Annotated in this window: 20 protein-coding genes and 1 riboswitch; of the genes, 9 read left to right on the forward strand and 11 right to left on the reverse strand. The window is 76.0% G+C overall.

What is annotated here, in order from left to right:
* Positions 1-8: 8 nt before the first annotated feature.
* Together ACI79W_RS03225 and ACI79W_RS03230 are read right to left on the reverse strand one after the other, a co-directional pair.
* The gene (locus ACI79W_RS03225; RefSeq protein ID WP_456560633.1) at positions 9-362 is read right to left on the reverse strand and encodes a DUF1622 domain-containing protein; all 354 of its coding nucleotides are present in this window, start codon (positions 360-362) and stop codon (positions 9-11) included.
* Complete coding sequence (locus tag ACI79W_RS03230; protein ID WP_456560634.1) at positions 359-766, reverse strand: DUF1622 domain-containing protein; 408 nt, start codon at positions 764-766, stop codon at positions 359-361. Before ACI79W_RS03230 ends, ACI79W_RS03225 begins: the two co-directional genes overlap by 4 nt.
* Before the next feature lie 60 nt (positions 767-826).
* On the opposite strand from ACI79W_RS03230, the gene ACI79W_RS03235 reads away from it, so the two are divergent.
* Positions 827-1,291: an SRPBCC family protein gene (locus ACI79W_RS03235; protein WP_456560635.1), complete on the forward strand. Its 465-nt coding sequence runs from the start codon at positions 827-829 to the stop codon at positions 1,289-1,291.
* A 4-nt stretch (positions 1,292-1,295) separates the two neighbouring features.
* Here the strand turns inward: ACI79W_RS03235 and ACI79W_RS03240 are convergent, their stop codons facing one another.
* From ACI79W_RS03240 to ACI79W_RS03260, 5 genes are all read right to left on the reverse strand, one after another.
* Positions 1,296-2,612 (reverse strand): alpha/beta fold hydrolase, encoded by a 1,317-nt coding sequence (locus ACI79W_RS03240; RefSeq protein ID WP_456560636.1) that lies wholly within the window; start codon positions 2,610-2,612, stop codon positions 1,296-1,298.
* Positions 2,613-2,716: 104 nt separating this feature from the next.
* On the reverse strand, positions 2,717-4,378 hold the full coding sequence (locus ACI79W_RS03245; protein WP_456560637.1) for a RecQ family ATP-dependent DNA helicase: 1,662 nt from the start codon (positions 4,376-4,378) through the stop codon (positions 2,717-2,719).
* Between the two features lie 230 nt (positions 4,379-4,608).
* On the reverse strand, positions 4,609-5,679 hold the full coding sequence (gene hflX / locus ACI79W_RS03250; RefSeq protein WP_456560638.1) for a GTPase HflX: 1,071 nt from the start codon (positions 5,677-5,679) through the stop codon (positions 4,609-4,611).
* A gap of 171 nt (positions 5,680-5,850) precedes the next feature.
* Complete coding sequence (locus ACI79W_RS03255; RefSeq protein WP_456560639.1) at positions 5,851-6,327, reverse strand: VanZ family protein; 477 nt, start codon at positions 6,325-6,327, stop codon at positions 5,851-5,853.
* Complete coding sequence (locus ACI79W_RS03260) at positions 6,324-6,788, reverse strand: hypothetical protein (RefSeq protein ID WP_456560640.1); 465 nt, start codon at positions 6,786-6,788, stop codon at positions 6,324-6,326. Before ACI79W_RS03260 ends, ACI79W_RS03255 begins: the two co-directional genes overlap by 4 nt.
* A 97-nt stretch (positions 6,789-6,885) precedes the next feature.
* On the opposite strand from ACI79W_RS03260, the gene ACI79W_RS03265 reads away from it, so the two are divergent.
* The 3 genes from ACI79W_RS03265 (at position 6,886) to ACI79W_RS03275 (ending at position 9,567) form a co-directional block, all read left to right on the forward strand.
* Positions 6,886-7,758 carry an alpha/beta fold hydrolase gene (locus tag ACI79W_RS03265; protein WP_456560641.1) on the forward strand — a complete coding sequence of 291 codons (873 nt, stop codon included), beginning with the start codon at positions 6,886-6,888 and terminating at the stop codon, positions 7,756-7,758.
* 97 nt (positions 7,759-7,855) lie between these two features.
* Positions 7,856-8,485: an AAA family ATPase gene (locus ACI79W_RS03270; RefSeq protein WP_456560642.1), complete on the forward strand. Its 630-nt coding sequence runs from the start codon at positions 7,856-7,858 to the stop codon at positions 8,483-8,485.
* Between the two features lie 53 nt (positions 8,486-8,538).
* Positions 8,539-9,567 carry an LLM class flavin-dependent oxidoreductase gene (locus ACI79W_RS03275; RefSeq protein ID WP_456560643.1) on the forward strand — a complete coding sequence of 343 codons (1,029 nt, stop codon included), beginning with the start codon at positions 8,539-8,541 and terminating at the stop codon, positions 9,565-9,567.
* Positions 9,568-9,630: 63 nt separating this feature from the next.
* On the opposite strand, the gene ACI79W_RS03280 is transcribed toward ACI79W_RS03275, so the two are convergent.
* A complete protein-coding gene (locus tag ACI79W_RS03280; RefSeq protein WP_456560644.1) occupies positions 9,631-9,849 on the reverse strand; it encodes a hypothetical protein in 219 nt (72 codons plus the stop codon).
* Positions 9,850-9,966: 117 nt separating this feature from the next.
* On the opposite strand from ACI79W_RS03280, the gene ACI79W_RS03285 reads away from it, so the two are divergent.
* Positions 9,967-10,803, forward strand: a complete 837-nt coding sequence (locus tag ACI79W_RS03285) for an HpcH/HpaI aldolase/citrate lyase family protein (protein ID WP_456560645.1) — start codon at positions 9,967-9,969, stop codon at positions 10,801-10,803.
* Positions 10,804-10,824: 21 nt separating this feature from the next.
* Here the strand turns inward: ACI79W_RS03285 and ACI79W_RS03290 are convergent, their stop codons facing one another.
* The gene (locus ACI79W_RS03290) at positions 10,825-12,426 is read right to left on the reverse strand and encodes a diguanylate cyclase (RefSeq protein WP_456560646.1); all 1,602 of its coding nucleotides are present in this window, start codon (positions 12,424-12,426) and stop codon (positions 10,825-10,827) included.
* A 70-nt stretch (positions 12,427-12,496) separates the two neighbouring features.
* Positions 12,497-14,131 carry a glycoside hydrolase family 13 protein gene (locus tag ACI79W_RS03295; protein WP_456560647.1) on the reverse strand — a complete coding sequence of 545 codons (1,635 nt, stop codon included), beginning with the start codon at positions 14,129-14,131 and terminating at the stop codon, positions 12,497-12,499.
* Positions 14,132-14,284: 153 nt separating this feature from the next.
* On the opposite strand from ACI79W_RS03295, the gene ACI79W_RS03300 reads away from it, so the two are divergent.
* The 4 genes from ACI79W_RS03300 (at position 14,285) to ACI79W_RS03315 (ending at position 19,233) form a co-directional block, all read left to right on the forward strand.
* Positions 14,285-15,514 carry a saccharopine dehydrogenase family protein gene (locus tag ACI79W_RS03300; protein WP_456560648.1) on the forward strand — a complete coding sequence of 410 codons (1,230 nt, stop codon included), beginning with the start codon at positions 14,285-14,287 and terminating at the stop codon, positions 15,512-15,514.
* Between the two features lie 51 nt (positions 15,515-15,565).
* Positions 15,566-16,174: a DNA-directed RNA polymerase subunit alpha C-terminal domain-containing protein gene (locus tag ACI79W_RS03305; protein WP_456560649.1), complete on the forward strand. Its 609-nt coding sequence runs from the start codon at positions 15,566-15,568 to the stop codon at positions 16,172-16,174.
* Between the two features lie 12 nt (positions 16,175-16,186).
* Positions 16,187-17,803 carry a bifunctional 3'-5' exonuclease/DNA polymerase gene (locus ACI79W_RS03310; protein WP_456560650.1) on the forward strand — a complete coding sequence of 539 codons (1,617 nt, stop codon included), beginning with the start codon at positions 16,187-16,189 and terminating at the stop codon, positions 17,801-17,803.
* A gap of 162 nt (positions 17,804-17,965) precedes the next feature.
* A riboswitch (cyclic di-AMP (ydaO/yuaA leader) is annotated at positions 17,966-18,104 on the forward strand.
* 253 nt (positions 18,105-18,357) lie between these two features.
* Entirely contained in the window at positions 18,358-19,233 is an 876-nt protein-coding gene (locus ACI79W_RS03315; protein ID WP_456560651.1) for a hypothetical protein, read from the forward strand.
* Positions 19,234-19,252: 19 nt separating this feature from the next.
* Here ACI79W_RS03315 and ACI79W_RS03320 read toward each other — a convergent pair whose 3' ends face one another.
* Entirely contained in the window at positions 19,253-19,549 is a 297-nt protein-coding gene (locus ACI79W_RS03320) for a hypothetical protein (RefSeq protein WP_456560652.1), read from the reverse strand.
* Positions 19,550-19,878 lie beyond the last annotated feature (329 nt).

The raw sequence follows: 19,878 nt of genomic DNA on the forward strand, positions 1-19,878 counted from the left end.
CGGGCGGCTCAGGGCAGCCAGGCCGGCCGCAGCAGCCGGCCGGCCAGGTCGCGCGGTGGCCGGGAGCGCGGGCCACGGTCCCCGTCGCCCCGGGGTGCGCCCTGCAGGGACCGTGCCCCCAGCCGCAGGCCGTAGCCGACCAGGTGCCGCAGGGCCACCACCGCGCCGGCGACGATGATGTGCCGCCAGCTGGGGTCCCCGACCAGGCGGAGCAGGCCGGCGGCCACCAGCAGGTCCAGGAGGATGCCCAACGCGAGGGGCGGCCGGCGGGTGACGGCCAGGGCGAGGCCGCCGGACACCAGCGCGATCGCGGCGACGACCTGGGACATCGCCCCGGTGACCGCGACCAGTGTCGAGCTCACACTGTCCGCCCGGTGCGCCGGTGGTCGGTCGCGTCGCCGGTGTCGCCGGAGGAGGTCTCCTGGTCCTCGGCGATCTGGCGCTTCTCCTCGGCGATCTCCCTGCCCAGGAAGTAGTTCAAGGCCGTCCGGATGGCCGCGATGGCGGCGAGCTGGCCGATCTCCTCCCAGCTGGGCGCCACCGCCGTCTTGAGGACGTCGGCGGCCAGCTGGAACTCCAGGCCCAGCGCCAGGAAGCGGCCGAGCGTCAGCCGGACGGGGACGAAGGCCCGCGTGCTCCGGTCACGGAACCCGACCCACAGGAAGAGCAGGAACGCCCAGACCGCGCCGATGATGATGACCGCGGCGCCGCAGGCCTCCACGATGACGACCAGGACGTTGACGATCTCCTGCAGCAGCTCTTCCACGGGGCGCCGCATACCCGGGCCGCGTCGCCGGGCACGCATGACGATTGCGAGACTGCGCCGATGAGCGAACTGCGCCACTCCGCCTCGATCGTCGTCGTCGCCTCCCCGGAGGTGCTGTACGACCTCGTCTCCGACGTCACGCGGACCGGTGAGTGGAGCCCCATCTGCCGGGAGTGCTGGTGGGACGAGGGCGCCACGGGGAAGGTCGGCGACCGCTTCACCGGGCGCAACACCACGCCCGACCGCACCTGGGAGACCCGCTCACGGGTGGTCGCGGCCGACCGGGGCCGCGAGTTCGCCTGGGTGGTCGGCGACGACTTCGTGCGGTGGGGCTTCGGCATGGCGCCGGTCACCGGCGGGACCCGGCTCACCGAGTCGTGGGAGTTCCTGCCCGCCGGGCTGGCGATGTTCGCCGAGCGCTTCGGGGAGCGCGCCGACGAGCAGATCGCCCTGCGCACCCGGCAGGCCCACGAGGGGATCCCGGTGACCCTGGCGGCGATCAAGCGGATCGCCGAGACGGGATGACGGGTCAGCTGCTGCGGTCCACCGGAACCAGCCGCGCCGGCCCCATCGGCTTGTGCGTCAGCGCGGCGCGCAGGATCTCGTAGGCGCCCTGCGCCGCCGCCACCCAGCGGCCGACCGCGGGCTCCCCGCGCAGGACGGTGAGGGAGGCCAGGACCAGTTGCATCCCACCCGACGAGTCGAGGTTGAGGTGGACGGGCACCGGCATCTTCTTCAGCGCGCCGAGGTCGTAGTCGGTGACCAGGCTGCAGGCGGCGCCGTAGACCCCGGCGGCCGTCAGGACCACCCGCGTCCGCGGTCCCCAGTCGAACACCCGGGGCAGGGCGACCAGCGCAGCTGCGCTGACGTAGTCGAGGACGGCGTGCGCCCGCGGCGAGAGCAGTTGGAAGGGGGTCAGCGGGTCACCGCCGTGGTCCGGCCCCGGCACGACGACGTCACCGGTGGCCGGGGTCAGTGCGGCGAGCCCGCCGCGGAGGAAGCGGTCGACCAGCCGCCCGACGATCGGTGCCGCGGTGTAGTGGGCGTTGTGGGCCGCTCCGTCGACGACGACGAGCCTCCCGTTCGGGAGCAGCCGGGTGAACTCCTCCGCCCACGGCTGGGAGAGGGTCTGGTCGTACTGGCCGCGCACGACCAGCGCCGGTGCCTGGACCAGGGGCAGACGCTGCTCGATCGGGTCGTCGACCGTGCGGAACAGCTGCTGGAACATCCGGACCATCCCGGTGGTGGCGTACTCGGCCTGGAAGACGGGGTTGATCGAGGGCGCCTCGAACAGCATGTTGCGCAGGACCCGCGGGTACTCCTTCCACGGCGAGCGGTACTCCGGGTCCGGCGTGGGCCCCTCGAGCACCAGGCTCTCCACCCGGTCGGGGTGGCGGGCGGCGAGTTCGACGGCGACCTGCACACCGATGGAGTTGCCCACCAGCACGGCCCGCTCGATGCCCATGGCATCCATCCAGCACCGCAGCTGGTCGGTCTGCTCGCGCACGGTCGGCGCCGCCGGCCATCGCGTGCCGGCCGGTCGCGGCGAGCGGCCGAAGCCGGGAAGGTCGGGCGCCAGCACGTCGTGGCCGAGGGCGCCCAGGCGCCGGCCGAGCGGGACCAGGTACCGGCTGGAGAGCCCGAGGCCGTGCACCAGGACGACCGGTGGCCGGCCCGGGGTCGCGTCCTCCCGCCAGGTGCGGGCGTGCAGGGACACCCCGAGGGAGGGGACCTCCGTCCAGGTGCTCGTGGGCGCTCGGCCGGGTGAGACTGGCTCCGCGGCTCGGGCCACCAGGTCGGTCAGGTCAGGGGTCGCCTCGGTCCGCTGCGCGTTGTCCGCGGTCATCGTGCTCCTCGGGAGACGTGGTTCGGGATCCCGCGGGGCTGACGGGACGGGCGTCCCCAGCGCCTACCCGGCCCGAAGCGGGCTAGTCGTCCGACCCGGCCGGCTCAGCCCCCGGCCGGGTCCGGCTCGAGCAGACCCTGGGACTCCACGGCCTTCGTGGCCAGCGTCTTGTAGCCCTCCTGGTCGAACAGGACGGTGAGCCGGTCGGGCTCCACGGACATGACCACGCCGTGCCCCCACTCGCGGTGCCGCACCGCGCTGTTGACCGGGAACGGGGCGTCGCCGGCGGCGTGGTCCTCGGCCGTGCCGGCCTCGCACGTGTCGCAGTTGCCACAGGGGTGGGGAAGCTGCTCGCCGAAGTAGCCGAGCAGGAACTGCCGCCGGCAACCGGTGGTCTCGGCGTAGCCGCGCACCATCTCGATCCGGGAGCGGATGAGCCGCTGGTGGGTCTCGGACACCTCGACGGCCTCCTGCACCGCCTCGCCGGGGGAGAGGTCCGGGTCCAGGAACTCCAGCCGGCCGTCCTCGGTGGTGCCGACCGCCCCGGCCTGCTCCAGCAGGTTCACCGCGCGGGTGCGCTTGGCCGCAGGCGCGTCGACGTCCTCGGCGAGCTCCGCGGCCCGGACCGGCTCGTCCTGCTCGTCGAGCGCCTCGGCGACGTCCTCGAGGACGTCCTCCGGGGCCCGGCTCGCGGTGAGGAAGGTCTGCAGGTGCAGGTCCTCGGGCCGGTAGAACAGGTGGACCTCCGCCGGCTCGCCGTCGCGTCCGGCGCGGCCGATCTGCTGGTAGTAGGAGTCCAGCGACTCCGGCGCCGAGGCATGCACGACGAACCGGACGTCGGGCTTGTCGATGCCCATCCCGAACGCCGACGTCGCCACCACCACGTCGAGCTCACCGTCGAGGAACTGCTCGTGGACCCGCTCGCGGTCGGCCGCCTTCATCCCGGCGTGGTAGGCGGCGACCCGGTGGCCCAGCTGCGTCAGCTCACCGGCGTAGTGCTCGGCGTCCTTGCGGCTGGCGACGTAGACCAGGCCGCCCCGGGTAGCCGGGTCGGCCATCAGCCCGCTGACCCGCACCACCACCGCGGACCGCTTCCGGCCGTCGTCGCTCTCGCGCTCCACGGCCAGGCGGAGGTTGGGCCGGTCGAAGCTGGCGACGATCTCGGCCGGGTCGCGCAGCCCCAGCCGCGACACGATGTCGCGGCGCACCGGCAGCGCCGCGGTGGCGGTGAGCGCGAGGACCGGCGGGTGCCCGAGCCGCTCGATCGCCGTCCCCAGGCGGAGGTAGTCGGGGCGGAAGTCGTGACCCCAGGCCGAGACGCAGTGGGCCTCGTCGACGACGAACAACCCCACACCGAGGCCGGCGAGCTCGTCGAGCACGTCGTCCTTGGCCAGCTGCTCCGGGGACAGGAAGAGGTACTCGGCCTCGCCGTCGCGGACGGCGTCCCAGGCGTGCCGGGTCTCGCCGGCTCGCTGGGCCGAGTTCACGGCCACCGCCTCGGGGGCGTGCGAGTCGTCGATCCCCTCCATCTGGTCCCGCTGGAGGGCCAGCAGCGGGGACACGACGAGCGTCGGCCCGTCGATCAGCAGGGCCGGCACCTGGTAGATCGCCGACTTCCCCGCGCCGGTGGGGAGCACCGCCAGGGCGTCGCGCCCGGACATCACGTGCTCCATCGCGGCGAGCTGCTCGGGGTGCAGCTCGGCCCACCCGAACGTCTCGGAGGCGACCTGCTGCAATCGCGTGGACCAGTCCGGCACCTCAGCCACGCCCAGCCGACGGAGCTCGTCGCGAGCTCCGTCTCCGGACGGGTGCCGCCCCTCACTTCTGGCCACGGCGACGGCCTCCGGTCTCGACACACCGGGCCGGTCGACCTCGGTCGCGGAGACCCTCGCGGCTCCCCGCACGAGGCGCGCCGCTGTTCGACACGCCTTCGGCACGCAGTGTCCCCCGCGCCTGGGGCCGACCGTACCTCCGGCGGCCGGCTGCCGCATGCGGCCTACCGGCGCCCGAGCACACGCCCGATCGCGTCCCGGAGCTCGTCCACCCCTTCCCCGGTGAGCGCCGAGACCGGCACCGCGCCGGGATACGCGCTACGCAGCGCGGCGACCCACCCCGCCGGCGCGACGTCCACCTTGTTGAGGGCGAGCAGCTCGGTGTGGTCCCGAGCCCCGATCTCGTAGAGGACGCCGCGCACGGTGGTCACCTGCGCCATCGCGTCGGGGGCCGAGGCATCGACGACGTGCAGCACCAGGTCGGCGTCCACGACCTCCTCGAGGGTGCTGCGGAAGGCGTCGACGAGCTGGTGCGGCAGGTGGCGGACGAAGCCCACCGTGTCGGTGAGGGTGTACTCACGCCCGTCCGCCGTGCGGGCGCGGCGCACGGTGGGGTCCAGCGTGGCGAAGAGCGCGTCCTCGACCAGCACGTCCGCACCGGTGAGCCGGTTGAGCAGCGCGGACTTGCCCGCGTTGGTGTAGCCGGTCAGCGCCACGGCCGGGACCCGGTTGCGGCGCCGCCGAGACCGGGTGCGCTCACGCCTCCGTCCGGTCTCCTCCACCTGCCGCCGCAGGATCGCCATGCGCCGGCGCAGGTGCCGGCGCTCGGTCTCCAGCCGCTGCTCACCCGGGCCGCGGACGCCGATCCCTGCGCCCCCGGCCACCCGGCCACCGCCCACCCGGGAGAGCTGGGTGCCCTGGCCGCGCAACCGCGGCAGCTGGTAGGCGAGCTGGGCGAGCTCCACCTGCGCCTTGCCCTCGCTGCTCCGGGCGTGCTGCCCGAAGATGTCGAGGATCAGCGCCGTGCGGTCGACGACGCGCGCACCGACCCGGTCCTCGAGGTTCCTGACCTGGCCCGGGCTCAGCTCGCCGTCCGCGATGACCAGGCCGGCCCCCCGCTCGGCCACCAGGCCCGCGAGCTCGGCCACCTTGCCCGAGCCGAGGTAGGTCGCCGGATCCGGTCGCTCCCGGGTCTGGGTCAGCCGCCCGACCACGGCCACGCCGTCGGTCTCGGCCAGCCGCTCGAGCTCGTCGAGGTCAGAGGCGTCGGCGGACGGACCCAGACCGACGAGCACGGCCCGCGGGGCGCTCCCGTCCCTGCCTCCGCCGCCAGTGGCGACGGAACCGCCGGCGTCGGGTGTCCCGGCAGGGTCGGTGGGAAGCAACCAGGGACCGGGCATGGGACTCCTCGGGGGCGACCCGGCGTGCGGCCGGGCGGGCCGGTGCGGGTTCTGCTCCCCGCCGGGTCACCGCATCGCTGCGGCCGGTGACTGCCGATCCCACCAGCCTCGCCGGAACCGCGCCATTCTGCCACCCGGGCCTGGCGCCGACCGGCGGCCGCCGGCCACCAGGAGCCCCGCGACGACGGCTCCCGCAGCGTTCAGCGCGGCGTCCAGCGGCGAGACCACCCGACCCAGGGGAAGCGCCCACTGGAGCAGCTCGATCGCCGTACCCGCCGCCGCCGCCAGCGCGACCAGCCGGGACGGCCGCCCCAGCGCCGGCCAGCGCAGGACCGCGAGGACGGCCGGGGCGACCAGCAGCCCGAGGTTGCCGAGCAGCTGGCGCACCGTCGCGGGGGAGCCCAGACCCGTGGCGTACCAGCGCAGCTCCGCGGCCGGCGCCCCCCATGACCAGCCGGCGCCCTCCGGGGTGAGGGTCAGGGCGGCCACGACCGCGAGGGCCGCACCGAGGGCGAGCGGCAGGGCGGCGCGGCGGCCGTTCACGCCGGATCCCCGTGCGCCGACCCGGCGGCCAGCGCCGCCACCGCGGCCGAGCCCAGGGCGTCGATCTCGGCGGCGAGCGTGCGCAGCGGGACCGGCCTCGGAGACCGCAGCAGCGCGACGACCCGGCCGGCCACCAGGGCGATGCGGTCGCTCGGGTCGAGCTCCGGCGGGACGGCCGCCCCGCCGTCGAGCCCCCACGGCTCGGCGATCTCGTCGCAGAGTCCGGGCAGCCGCCGGAGCAGCTCCGCGCACCCACCGGCCAGCCGCCACCAGGCGCCGACCTGGAGGGCGTGGTCGTGGCCGGTTCCCGCCGTGGCCCAGCGGAGCAGCCGGACGACCTCGCCCCAGACGACGTCGGAGACCACGCACTCGACGGCGCAGGCGCCCGGCGGCCGGCGGGCGAGGACCACGGTGCGGGCCGCGGTCACGTCGAAGAGGAGTCCGGTCGCGTCGTCGTCCATGCCGCCACGGTCGGCCGCCGAGCTGTGCAGGGCCTGGGTGCGCGCTGCACGTCCGCCGTGGGTGCGCCCGCCGGCCGGCCGGCCGTAGCCTCCCGGCATGCCCGACCGGACCTCCACGATCACCTCCGCCCACGACGTCCCCCTCACCGTGCACCGGTGGGACCCCGCCGGCCCCGCGCGCGGCATCGTGCAGCTCACGCACGGCATGGGGGAGCACCTGCTGCGCTACGAGGCGCTGGCGGCCGCGCTCACCGGGGCCGGCTGGCTGGTCGTCGGGCAGGACCACCGCGGGCACGGCGCCACCGCCCGCGACGGCGCATGGGGAGATCTGGGCCCCGGCGGCTGGGACGAGCTCGTGCGCGACATCGGCCGGGTGACCGACGCCGTGCGGGCCGAGTTCCCCGACGCGCCGCTGGTGCTGCTCGGGCACAGCATGGGCTCCTTCGCCGCGCAGCAGCACGTGCTGGACCACTCCGCTGACCTCGCCGGCCTGGTCCTCACCGGGACCACCGTCCTGGACCTGCTCGAGCCGGCCGTGGACCTGGACGGGCCGACCGACCTCTCGGCGTTCAACGCGCCGTTCCAGCCGGCCCGCACCGACTACGACTGGCTCTCCCGCGACGAGGCGCAGGTGGACGCCTACGTCGCCGACCCGCGGTGCGGCTTCGGCCTGGCCGCCGCCGACAGCCGGCAGATGTTCCTGGCCGGGCGCCGGCTGGCCGACGCCGAGCGGCTGCGCGGTGTGCGCGCCGACCTGCCGGTGTACGTCGCGGTCGGTGACGCCGACCCGCTGAACGGCCGGCTGGCGCTGGTCCAGGTGCTGGTCGACCGGCTGCGGGGGGCCGGCGTGCAGGACGTGACGCTGCGGGCGTACCCCGGCGCGCGGCACGAGGTGTTCAACGAGACCAACCGCGACGAGGTGGTCCGCGACCTGCTCGCCTGGCTGGACCGGGTGGTCCCGGCCGGCTGACGCGGCGGGAGGACCTCACAGCCGGCGTCCAGGCGGCTCACGGGGAAACCCCACCTCGCCCCGGGAGACTCGCGGTCCCGAGCAGCGAGGAGGCGCCGTGGTCAGCAGCACGGTCCCGTCGGCAGCCGGTCGTCGCGGGGCCGCGCCGGAGCGGTCCGGTCGCGTCCTCGTCGTCGTCGGCGGTCTGCCGGGAAGCGGGAAGACGACGCTGCTCCGGCGCCTGCTCGCCGGGGACGGCCCGGCGGTGACCGCGCTGGACTCCGAGGACGTCGCGGCCCGGGTGCGCCGTGCGGCGCCCGGGGTCCCGTACCGCCTGCTGCGCCCGTGGGTGCACGCCTGGCACCGGTGGCGGGTGCTGCGGGGCGTGGCCGGCGACGTCCCGCTCGTCGTCCTGACCGATCCGTGGACGAGCCGGGGCTGGCGGGACCTCGTGGTGCGGGCGACCCGCCGGTCCGGGCGCTCGCTGCGGCTGGTGCTCCTCGACGTGCCGCCGGAGCTGGCCCGCGACGGGCAGCGGGCGCGCGGCCGGACGATCCCCGACGGCCGCATGCGGCGCCACGCCGCCCGCTGGCACCGGTACCTCGCGCGGGTGCGGACCGCACCGGCCGTGCCCGGGGACGCGGTGCTCGTGGTCGACCGGCAGGCCGCCGGCGCGCTGACCTGGCCGGCTGCGCTGGGTGGAACAGCGCCGGCCGACGGGGAGCGCCGCTCCGCGCCGCGGTGTTGACTGGGCGACGGGGCCGCCCGGTCCCGTGAGGACCGAGCTCCCGGAGGGCGTCCATGCACGTCGGCGTCGACAGCTTCGTCGCGGCGGTGACCGATCCGCGCACCGGACGGCTGATCGGCCCGGAGGAGCGGATGGGCCACCTGCTCGAGGAGATCGAGCTCGCCGACCGCGTCGGCCTGTACTCCTTCGGCATCGGCGAGCACCACCGCAGCGAGTACTACGACTCCGCGCCCCCGGTCATCCTCGGCGCCGCGGCGGCGCGCACCTCGCGCATCCGGCTGGGCAGCGCCGTCACCGTCCTCAGCGCGGCCGACCCGGTTCGGGTCTTCCAGCAGTTCGCCACCCTCGACCTGATCTCGCGGGGGCGGATCGACCTCGTCGTGGGGCGCGGCTCGTTCACCGAGGCCTTCCCCCTGTTCGGCCTGAGCCTGGCCGACTACGACGAGCTGTTCGCCGAGAAGCTCGACCTGCTGCTGCGCATCCGGGCATCCGAGCACGTCACCTGGTCGGGGAAGCACCGCCCCCCGCTGACCGGCCAGGGCGTCCACCCCCGCCCGCTGCAGGACCCCCTGCCGATCTGGGTGGGCGTCGGGGGGACGCCGGAGTCGTTCGCACGGGCCGGGCTGCTGGGCCTGCCGCTGATGGTCGCGGTCATCGGGGGCGAGCCCCGCCAGTTCGCCCCGCTGGTCGACCTGTACCGGCGGGCGGGGGCGCACGCCGGGCACCCGCCCGAGGCGCTGAAAGTCGGGCTGCACGTGTTCGGGTTCGTCGCGGAGAGCACGCAGGCCGCCGCGGACACGATCTACCCCGGCTGGCACGAGATGTTCGCGAAGATCTCTCGGGAGCGGGGGTTCGCCACCCCGACGCGGGCGCAGTTCGACGCCACCAGCGGGCCGGACGGCGCCTTCTTCATGGGCGACCCGGAGACGGTGGCCACCAAGCTGCTGCGGGTCTCCGAGCAGCTGGGGGGCGTGGACCGCGTCGCGCTGCAGATGACCAACCCGCGGCTCGCGCACGAGGACCTCATGCGGGGCATCGAGCTGCTCGGCACCGAGGTGGCGCCGCGGGTGGCGGCCGGCTGAACCACCGGCCGGGCCGGGGACCGGGCCGGGGACCTGCCCCGGCCCGGCCGCGCCGGCGGAGGGTCAGGCCAGGCCTTCGTTGTGCGGCTCGATGCTGGCCGCGGGGTCGACGCCCTCGTCCGCGGCCGGCTGCACCCGGCCCTCCCCGGGTTCGGACCCCGTACCCGCGGCGGTGTTGCGCGACGAGCGCTCCGGGTCGGTGACGTCGGTGGTCGTGGGTGCCTGGCCGATCCGCTTGGCGGCGTCCCCGGTACCGGTCTCCTCGAGGTTTCCTCCGGTCACGTCTGCTCCATCCGTGGTGTCGGGTTCGGACCCTCCCGCGGTACCCACGACCGGGACCGGCACGCATCGGGGGACCCCCGAGGGGTGGGCGGTGGGGATCCGTACGAGGATGGGTACGTGGGAGCGAAGAAGAAGGTCGGACCCGAGGACGCACGCTCGTGGCTGCTGGTGAACGGCGCCCGCACGGACCTGTTCGACGTAGCCCGTGACTCGCGCGCCGACCAGGTCGTCCTCGACATCGAGGACGCGGTCGACCCGGCGCACAAGGGGGAGGCCCGCGACGGGGTGGCCGAGTGGCTCTCCCGCGAGGGCAACAGCGCCTGGGTGCGCATCAACGACCACTCCACCCCGTACTGGGCGGACGACGTCGCCGGTCTCGCGCGGGTGCCGGGGCTCTTGGGCGTGATGCTGGCCAAGGCCGAGGCCGCCGAGCACGTGACCGAGACCTTCGACCGCCTCGGTGGGTCGACCCCGGTGCTCGCGCTGGTGGAGTCGGCGCTGGGCATCGAGGAGGCGGTGAACATCGCCCGGGCCCGTGGCGCGTTCCGGCTCGCCTTCGGCAGCGGCGACTACCGCCGGGACACCGGCACGAGCGCCGACGAGCTGGCGATGGCCTACCCCCGCTCACGCCTGGTGGTGGCCAGCCGGATCGGTGGGCTCCCCGGACCGATCGACGGGCCGACGGTGAGCAGCAGCCACCCGGTGCTGCGCGAGCAGACCGCGGTCACCGTCTCCCTCGGCCTGACCGGGAAGCTGTGCCTGGACATGGACCAGCTGCCGGTGATCAACGAGGTGATCAGCCCGACGCCGTCCGACGTCGCCTGGGCGCGGGACTTCCTGGCGGACTTCGACGCCCGCGGTCAGGTGATCCGCGACGGCAGCGACCTGCCGCGGCTGGGCCGGGCGCGCAAGATCGAACGGCTCGCCCGGGTCTTCGGCGTCGAGCCGGTCTGACCGCCGCGGCGGCGCCGCGCGTCAGCCGGCGACGACCCGGTCGCGCCCCTGCCGCTTGGCCGCGTACAGGGCGGCGTCGGCCCGGCCGAGCGCGTCCGCCGGCGTGCCGCCGCCGTGCGCCGTGCCGATGCTGACGGTCACCGGCAGACCTCCGGTGAGCTCGTCCCAGGGGTGGGCTCCGATCGCCCGGCGGACCGCCTCCACGTGCCGCACCGCGGTGGCAGGGTCGGTGCCGGTGAGCACGAGCACGAACTCCTCGCCGCCGAGCCGGGCGACGAACGAGCCGCCGGGCGTGGATCCCCGCGGGCAGTGCTCCTGGAGCAGGTCCGCCACGGCCCGGAGCACCCGGTCGCCCACCTCGTGCGAGCAGGTGTCGTTGATCCGCTTGAAGTGGTCGAGGTCCAGCAGCGCCACGGTGACCTCGCCCGGGTGCGCCGCCAGCAGGCGGGGCAGCTCGTCGTCGACGTAGCGGCGGTTGTAGAGGCCGGTGAGCGGGTCGCGCAGCGACAGCTCGCGGTAGCGCCGGCTCTGCCGGCGGGCCTCGGTCGTCTCGTACATGGCCTGCAGCGCACGTGCCCGGGCGTCGCGCTCGGCCGACTGGAGCTCCATGAGCTCGTCGCAGTACAGCCGGTGCTCCTGGTACGCAGCCCGGAAGTCCCCTTCGGCGGCGTGCAGCTCGGCCTGCTCGCGGCGGGCCCGCACGCGGATGGACGTCAACCCGTGCCGCTCGCAGCGGCGCACGCACTCGTCGAGGGTCTCCTGGGCCTGGGCGAGGTGCCCGCGGCGGCGGCGGATCTCGGTGAGGGTCAGCAGGAAGTCGGCGCCGGCGTCCCCGTCCAGAGAGGCGTCGAGGACCTCGGGGTGCAGACCGGGCAGCATGGCGGCCTCGGCGTCCTCGAGCCGGTCCAGCTCCATGAGAGCGCGACCGACGGTGTCCAACCGGCCCGCCCGGAGGGGGATGCCGTGCCGCGCCGCCAGCTCCTGCAGCTTCGTGCTCCAGCGCAACGCTTCCTGGAAGCGTCCGGCGAGGGTCTCGCAGTAGCTGCGGTTGTTCAGCACCAGCAGTGACCGGTCGACGTCGCCGATCTCCTCGGCGAGCCGCAGCACGTGGTCGTAGCGGTCCCGGGCGGCGAGGTCGCCGTTGAGCCCGAGGCAGTCGGCCAGCCGGGCGTGGTGGTCGATGCGCACCTGCGTCCGCGCGTCGTCGGGGAGCAGCTCCACGGAGCGGACGGCGTGCTCCAGCGCGAGGGACAAGTCGCCCAGCTCCTGGAACACCGCGGCCAGGACGTAGTGGCTCCGGGCGAGCAGGCTGCGGGAGTCGTGATCGGCAGCCCACCGGTGGATCTCCTCGGCCAGCCGGCCGGCCTCGGCGACGCTGCCGCGGCGGCGCACGAGGTCGGCCTGGACGAGTCGGGCGCGCCGTTCCAGTTCGGGCACCCCGGTCTCGCGAGCCTGGGCCCGGGCCAGCTCGGCCCGCTGCTCCAGCCCGTCCTCGTCGAACCGGGAGCGGTCCTCCAGCTCGGCGATCTCCGCCCGCAGCGCCGCGACCCCCGCGTCCGCGGGGGGCGGTGCGGGCAGCCCGGGGCCGCGTCTACCGCCGGATCGTTCCACCACGCTGGTCACCAGATCCCATCGGCCGGTCGATGGGACGACTGCCGCTTCCCGGCACCGGACGTGACCCGGACGGGGGAGGTCAGCCCTCGGCGAGCCAGATGGCGGTGTGCGGCGGCAGGGCCACGGTCGCCGGGGAGCGGCGCACGTGCGTGTTCGAGGCCAGCAGCACGGTCCCGCGGGTGCGCACCAGCGTCGTCCCGCTGCCCATGTTGACCACGCAGCGGACCACGCTGCCGTCGTCGGCCGTGCACCGGACGGTGAGGACGTCGCCCCGCGTGCTGACCGCCGCCCGGCCCGACCCCAGCGCCGGGTGCGCCTCGCGCAGCGCCAGCGCCCGGCGGTAGAGGGTGAGCATCGAGCCGCCGTCGCGGGACTGGCGGGACACCGCGTAGCGCTCCCACCCGGCCGGGATCGGCAGCCACGGCTCGGCGTCGGCGCGGGTGGAGAAGCCGACGCCGGGCGAGGGGTTCCAGGGCAGCGGCACGCGGCAGCCGTCGCGACCGCTGCGGGCACCCCCGCTGCGGAAGAAGATCGGGTCGCGCTTGGCCTCGTCGGGGACGTCGGCCTGCGGCAGGCCGAGCTCGTCGCCGGCGTAGACGTAGGCCGAGCCCGGCAGCGCCAGCATCAGCAGGGCCGCGGCGCGGGCGCGGGCGGTGCCCACGGCGCCGCCGCCGAAGCGGGTGACCTGCCGGTCCTTGTCGTGGTTGCCCAGCACCCAGGAGACCGGGGCGCCGACCTCGCCGAAGGCGTCCAGCGCGCTGCGCACGCCGTCGGCGAAGGCCTCGGTGGACCACGCCGACTTCAGCAGCCGGAAGTTGAACGACTGGTGCATCTCGTCGGGGCGGGAGTAGAGGGCCACCTCCCGCGGGTCGGCCAGGCAGACCTCGCCGACGAGCATGGTGTCGGGGTACTCGTCGCAGATCGACCGCCAGCGCCGCCAGACGTCGTGCACCTCGGGCTGGTTCCACGTCATCGCCTGCTCGGGGCCGTGGCCGAACAGCGTGGGGGAGTAGGCGCCCGGGTTGTCCCGCAGGCCGGCGTCCTTGAACAGGCCGTAGGCCACGTCCACCCGGAAGCCGCTGACGCCGCGGTCGAGCCAGAAGCGCAGCGTCCGCTCGAAGTCGGCGGCGACGGCGGGGTCGCGCCAGTTGAGGTCGGGCTGCTCGGGGGCGAACAGGTGCAGGTACCAGCGGCCGTCGGGGGTGCGCGACCACGCGGGGCCGCCGAAGAGCGACCGCCAGTTGTTGGGGGGCTCCTCCGACGGCGGCGCGAAGTGGTAGCGCGCCGCCTCGGGGCAGTCCGGGTCGGCCAGCGCGGCCTGGAACCAGGGGTGCCGGTCGGAGGTGTGGTTCGGGACGACGTCGAGCACGACCCGCAGGCCCAGTGCGCGGGCCTCGGCGACCAGCGCCTCCAGGTCGGCCACGTCCCCGTACTCGGGGTCGACGGCGCGGTAGTCGACGATGTCGTAACCGCCGTCGGCGCCCCCGGAGGGGTAGTGCGGGTTGATCCACACCGCGTCGACGCCCAGCCAGGACAGGTACGGCAGCCGGGAGCGTAGGCCGGCGAGGTCACCGATCCCGTCGCCGTTCCCGTCCGCGAACGAGCGCAGGTAGACCTGGTACACCACCGCCGACCGCCACCACGGGGACGTCGACGACCGTTCCGCGACCTGCCGACGGGTCGCGGTCCGCACCGATGCGAGCCGCACTGCCATGCGACCTCCATCGGCACCCCCCGCGGTTCCTCGAAGACGCGGGGGGTCGGAGTGACCCGTGTTCCGGGTCGTGACCTCCCCGAGACGTGCGGTGGGCCGGGCGCGGGCGGAGACCAGGGGGACACCGGACCCGCGGCAGGACAGGATGGCCGCATGGCAGGAGACGCACGTACCTACGACCTCGCCGTCTACGGGGCCACCGGCTTCGTGGGCCGGCTGCTCGCGCGCTACCTCGCCGAGCACGCCCCGCCCGGGATCCGCATCGCGCTGGCCGGCCGGTCGCGGGAGCGGCTCGAGCAGGTCCGGCGCGCGCTGCCCTCCGGCGGCCGGGACTGGGCGCTGGTCGAGGCCGACTCGACCGACGCGGCGTCGCTGGACGCCCTCGCCGGCGCCACCCGGGTGCTGGTGACGACGGTCGGTCCCTACGCCCGGTACGGCCTGCCGGTGGTGGAGGCGTGCGCCCGGGCCGGCACGCACTACGCCGACCTCACCGGGGAGGTGCTCTTCGTCCGGGACGCGATCGAGCGCTGCGACGCCCCGGCGAAGGAGACCGGCGCGCGGATCGTCCACGCCTGCGGTTACGACTCCATCCCCTCGGACCTGAGCGTCTTCCTGCTCGGCCGGCAGGCCGCTGCCGACGGCGCCGGGGGGCTGACCGACGTGCAGCTGGTCGCCACCCTCCGCGGCGGGTTCAGCGGCGGGACGATCGACTCGATGCGCGCGCAGGTGGAGGCGCTCCAGGCCGACCCGGCCAGGCGCCGGGTGGTGGGCGACCCGTTCGCCCTGAGCCCCGACCGCGCGGCGGAGCCGGACACGCCCCAGCCGCGCGACGCCGGCATGCCCGCGCAGACGCCGGACGGCCGGTGGACGGCGCCCTTCGTCATGGCGCCCTTCAACACCCGCATCGTGCGTCGGAGCAACGCCCTCCAGGACTGGGCCTACGGGCGGGCGCTGCGCTACGGGGAGGTCATGGGCGCCGGCCGCGGGCCGGTGGGAGCGGTGACCGCCGCCGGGGTGACCGCGGGCCTGCTCGCCACCGTGTCGGCCATGAGCCTCGGGCCGACCCGCGCGCTGCTGGACCGGGTGCTGCCGGCACCCGGCACCGGCCCGAGCGAGGCCGTCCGGGAGAAGGGGTGGTTCCGCATGGTGGTCGACGCCACCACCGAGGACGGGCGCCGCTACCGGGCGACCGCGGCGGGCAGCGGCGATCCGGGCTACAAGGCCACCGCCGTCATGCTCGGCGAGGCCGCCCTGGCGCTCGCCCTCGACGAGGACCGGTTGCCCGCCCGGGCCGGCTCGCTCACCCCGGCGACGGCGATGGGGGAGGTGCTGGTCGAGCGGCTGCGCGCAGCCGGGCACACCTACGAGGTGGCCGCCGTCTGATCCGACCGCCACCGCAGCGGCGGCGGGAGGGCATCGCTAGGGTTGGCCGACATGCCGACCAGCGCACCGGGACAGCCCGCGGGGACGATCCGGGAGCTCGGGCTGCCCGCGCGGGCGGTCACCGCGCTGACCCGCGTCGGGATCACCGAGGCCGAGGCGCTCGCCGCCCTCACGCACCGGGAGCTCAGCGCCGTCGCCGGGCTGGGCCCCGGCCTGGTCGCCGCGATCCGGGCCGTCGTCCCCGAGCCGCCCGCGCGGCCGGCGGTCGGCGGCCCGGTTCCGGCCGACGGCGGGAACGCGGGATCCGAGGAGGAGGGCCCGGTGGCGCCGGCCATCCCGTCGTTCGCCTCCCTGCGGGGTCCGCGGCGCCGGTCGGCGGTCGACCTCCTCGTCCCGGCGGCGTCCGAGCCCGCGGAGCCCGGGGCCGCCGAGCCCGGGGCCGCCGAGCCCGGGCCCGCGGTCTCCCGATCCCAGCCGCCGGCCACCCCGGCCGCCGCCGCCCGCCCGTCGACCGGTGCGGGCGGGCCGCCGGTCGCCGTCCGCCCGCCGGACTACGCCGATCTGCTGCGCCTGGGCGTGCACGTCACCCGGGTCGTCCTGGGCCTCCCGGCGCGCTGCCTGCACCGGCTGCTCGGCCGGGGTGGCCCTGCCGCCCCGTAGGCGGGGCAGCAGGTGGACCGGGTCCTGCTCCGGCGCAGCGGCGACGCGGTCGAGGCCGTCGACCTCGACGCCGGCGGAGCGGGTCGAGGCAGCGCCCGCCTCGACCCCGCGGCGGTCGCCGGGTACGTGGCGGAGCGCGAGGGCGGTGCGGCGCCCGTCCGCTGGGTCTGGGACGACACGACCCGCTGGTACCCCGCGCTGCTGACGGCCGGGGTGCGCGTCGAGCGCTGCACCGACCTCCGGCTGGGCCACGCGATCCTGCGGCGGTCCCCGTTCGCGGCCCAGGACCTGCTCGCCGGGGAGGACACCCAGGGGTGGGACGCGCTGCAGCCCGGCCCGCCGCCGGAGTCGGCCCTGTTCCCGCTCGCCGACCCGGCCGACCTGCTGGACCCGCTCGCCGAGCACCGGCGCCAGCAGGCGGTGCTGGCCGCCTCCCCGCAGCGGGACCGGCTGGCCCTGCTCCTCGCCGCGGAGTCCTCCGGCGGGCTGGTGGCCGCCGAGCTGACGCACACCGGCCTGCCCTGGCGGGCCGACGTGCACGAGCGTCTGCTCACCGGCCTGCTGGGGGCGCGACCGCTGCCGGGTGGGCGCCCGGCGGTCCTCGAGCGGCTGCTGGGGGAGATCCGCGCGTCGTTCGGCGCCCCCGCCCTCAACCCGGACTCGCCCGGTGAGCTGCTCCGGGTGCTGCAGCACATCGGCCTGCCGGTCGCCGACACCCGCTCCTGGACGCTGGAGCAGCTCGACCACCCGGGGATCCCGGCGCTGCTGGAGTACCGCAGGCTCTCGCGGCTGCTGACGGCCAACGGGTGGACCTGGCTGGACACGTGGGTGCGCGACGGCCGCTTCCGCGCCGTCTTCGTGCCCGGCGGGGTGGTGACCGGGCGGTGGGCCTCCTCCGGGGGCGGGGCGCTGTCGGTGCCGACCGTCGTCCGGCCCGCGGCGGTGGCGGACGAGGGGTGGCGGTTCGTCGTCGCCGACGTCGCCCAGCTCGAGCCGCGGGTGCTGGCCGGCATGAGCGGCGACGGCGCCATGGCCGAGGCCGCGCGCGCCGCCGACCTGTACGAGGGGATGGTCGCCGCCGGCACCGTGGCCACGCGGGCGGAGGCCAAGCTCGGCATCCTGGGTGCGATGTACGGCGGCACCCGGGGTGAGAGCGGGCGGATGCTGCCCCGCCTGGCCCGGCGCTACCCCCGGGCCGTCGGCCTGGTGGAGGAGGCCGCCCGGACCGGCGAGCGCGGAGAGGTGGTGCACACCCTGCTCGGGCGGGGGTCGCCGCTCCCGGGGGCGTGGCCGCACGAGGAGGGCGACCGGGCCCGCCGCGCCTGGGGCCGGTTCACCCGCAACTTCGTCGTCCAGGGCACCGGGGCGGAGTGGGCGCTGTGCTGGCTGGCCGACCTCCGCAACCGGCTCTGGCGGCTCGGTGGGGAGGGCGACGTGGGGGCGCGGCCGCACCTGGCGTTCTTCCTGCACGACGAGGTGGTGGTGCACACGCCCGACCACCTGGCCGGCGAGGTGGCCGGCGCGGTCCGTGCCGCTGCGTCGACCGCAGGCCGGCTCCTGTTCGGCGCCTTCCCCGTCGACTTCCCGCTCGACGTGGCCGTCGTTCGGTCCTGGGCCGACGCCGGCTGACGATTCGCGCGCGATACACCACCGACCGGCGGTGCAGGTCACCGCGACACACATCACGTCGTGGAATTCCGCGCCTGCTGATTGTCACGACTGCATAACGGCGGTTACGGTGGCTGGGCCCGGACGGTCGTTCACTCCCCACCGGGGAGGTCCGCCGGGCGCCGCCGAGTCGCCTTCCGGGGCGAGCCGGGGACCCACCGCAGCACTGGGGTGAATCCTGCGCCGGGCACGTCCCGCCGCGGGTAGGGCCGCTTCCCGCCCGAATCCGTCAGCTAACCCGGTAGGCGGCAGACGGAAGAAACGGAGAGCCGCCGCATGGCGCGCCCCTGCACCGCCGCACGACCCTGCGCCCGCCGGCACCGCCGCCTCCGGGCGCGTCCGCGGATCTGATCGCACGCGCTGCCCGGCGTCCCGCCGGTCGCCCGCCGTCGAGCCGCACCGGCCCCCCCGGTGCCCGGCGGCCCCGTGACCCGCGCCCGGGCCCGCTGTCCGCATCCTCCGCGACCCGCCCTCCGGCGGCCGGTCGCGCTCACACCCCGGAGCACCCGAACACCATGGACCCTCGCAGCACCACCACCGGCCGACGTGGCCCGCTCGCCCTCCGCCGCCCGCCCGCGGCCGTCCGCCGACCGGCGCTCTACCTCGGCGTCGCGGTCGCCGGCGCCGTCCTGGTCAACAGCCTCGTCGGCGTCGAGCCGACCGCCCAGGCCGAGGCCCGCACCTCGGAGTCGGTGAGCGTCGCGCAGGCGCTCGGCCTGTCCGCGCAGTCGGGCCCGATCGACGTCACCGAGGACCTGGCGCCCCTGGAGGGCCTCGCAGCCAGCCGCAGCACCCGGGAGGCCGACCAGGTCGCCGCCCAGCAGGCCCAGGCCGCGGCCGACCAGGCCGAGCTCGACCGGCAGAAGGCCGAGGCGGAGGCCCTGGCCCGGGCGGAGGCGGAGAAGAAGGCGGCCGAGGAGGCCGCTGCCGCGGCGGCCGCCGCCGAGCGGCAGGCGGCGGCGGCCCCGGCGAGCCCGACGACGCAGGCCCGGGCCGCGGCGACCGCGGCGGCCTCGGTGGCGGCCACGGCCGTGGCCCGGATCAGCAACACCGCCGGGAACGTCCGGCCGCAGACCCAGGCCGCGGCCGACGCCGTGGTCAGCAACGTGCCCGGTGCCGCGGGGATCACCCTCGGTGGCACCCGCGCCAGCGCGGCCGACCCGGGCGGGCACCCCTCGGGTCTGGCGCTCGACTACATGGTGATGTCGAACGCCGCCCTGGGCGACGCGATCGTCGAGTACCACCGGGCGCACTGGGACGAGCTCGGCGTGGACTACCTCATCTGGCAGCAGCGGATGCTGTCCTCGCCGGGCGGTTCCTGGAAGGCCATGGAGAACCGCGGGAGCGCGACGGCCAACCACTTCGACCACGTGCACGTGAACTACAACTGATCCCCCGTGCGCCGGGTGCCTAGGTGAGCCGGCGGACCACGGACAGGGGCAGCACCCGCATGGCGAGCCCGATCGGCGCCCAGGGCCACGCCGGGACGTACGCCGTGGTCCGCCGGGCCTCGACGGCGGCCACCACCGCCCGGACACCGGTCGGTGTGTCGACCATGCAGCGGGTGCGCTGCTGCACGTGCTGGTTGATCTCCGAGCGGATGCAGCCGGGGTGGACGACCGGGACGTCCGCACCGGGGATGCACTCGCTGCGCACGCCCTCGGCGAGCGAGGCGACGCCGGCCGTGGTGGCGGCGTAGGTGGTCATCGACCGGCGCATGCCGCGCAGCGCCGCCCGAGGGGATCAGCACCAGGTGTCCGCGGCCCTGCCGGCGGAAGATCTCCGGCGCCGCCTCGGTCTGGGCCAGCGCGCCGGCGGAGTTGGTCACCCCCGTCTCGCGGTCGACGTCGGCGCGGCCGGTCCCCGGGGCAGCGCCCTTCCCGAGCCCGGCGTCGAGGGCCACCCGGTCGGTGCGCCGAACGCCCCGGCGAACGCGGCGAAGACCGCGGGACCCGCGTCGGCGTCGGTGATGTCGAGGGCGGCGATCTCCACCCGCCGACCGGTGGCCGAGCGGATCTCCTCGGCCAGGGCGTCGA

This window comes from Blastococcus sp. SYSU DS0533, from assembly GCF_054050775.1.

Bases quoted from the DNA above. Each gene is read 5' to 3' on its own strand.
- ACI79W_RS03235 (WP_456560635.1), top strand. From the start codon at position 827: ATGAGCGAACTGCGCCACTCCGCCTCGATCGTCGTCGTCGCCTCCCCG.
- ACI79W_RS03240 (WP_456560636.1), bottom strand. From the start codon at position 2,612: ATGACCGCGGACAACGCGCAGCGGACCGAGGCGACCCCTGACCTGACC.
- ACI79W_RS03260 (WP_456560640.1), bottom strand. From the start codon at position 6,788: ATGGACGACGACGCGACCGGACTCCTCTTCGACGTGACCGCGGCCCGC.
- ACI79W_RS03265 (WP_456560641.1), top strand. From the start codon at position 6,886: ATGCCCGACCGGACCTCCACGATCACCTCCGCCCACGACGTCCCCCTC.
- ACI79W_RS03275 (WP_456560643.1), top strand. From the start codon at position 8,539: ATGCACGTCGGCGTCGACAGCTTCGTCGCGGCGGTGACCGATCCGCGC.
- ACI79W_RS03295 (WP_456560647.1), bottom strand. From the start codon at position 14,131: ATGGCAGTGCGGCTCGCATCGGTGCGGACCGCGACCCGTCGGCAGGTC.
- ACI79W_RS03300 (WP_456560648.1), top strand. From the start codon at position 14,285: ATGGCAGGAGACGCACGTACCTACGACCTCGCCGTCTACGGGGCCACC.
- ACI79W_RS03305 (WP_456560649.1), top strand. From the start codon at position 15,566: ATGCCGACCAGCGCACCGGGACAGCCCGCGGGGACGATCCGGGAGCTC.
- ACI79W_RS03315 (WP_456560651.1), top strand. From the start codon at position 18,358: ATGGACCCTCGCAGCACCACCACCGGCCGACGTGGCCCGCTCGCCCTC.
- ACI79W_RS03320 (WP_456560652.1), bottom strand. From the start codon at position 19,549: ATGACCACCTACGCCGCCACCACGGCCGGCGTCGCCTCGCTCGCCGAG.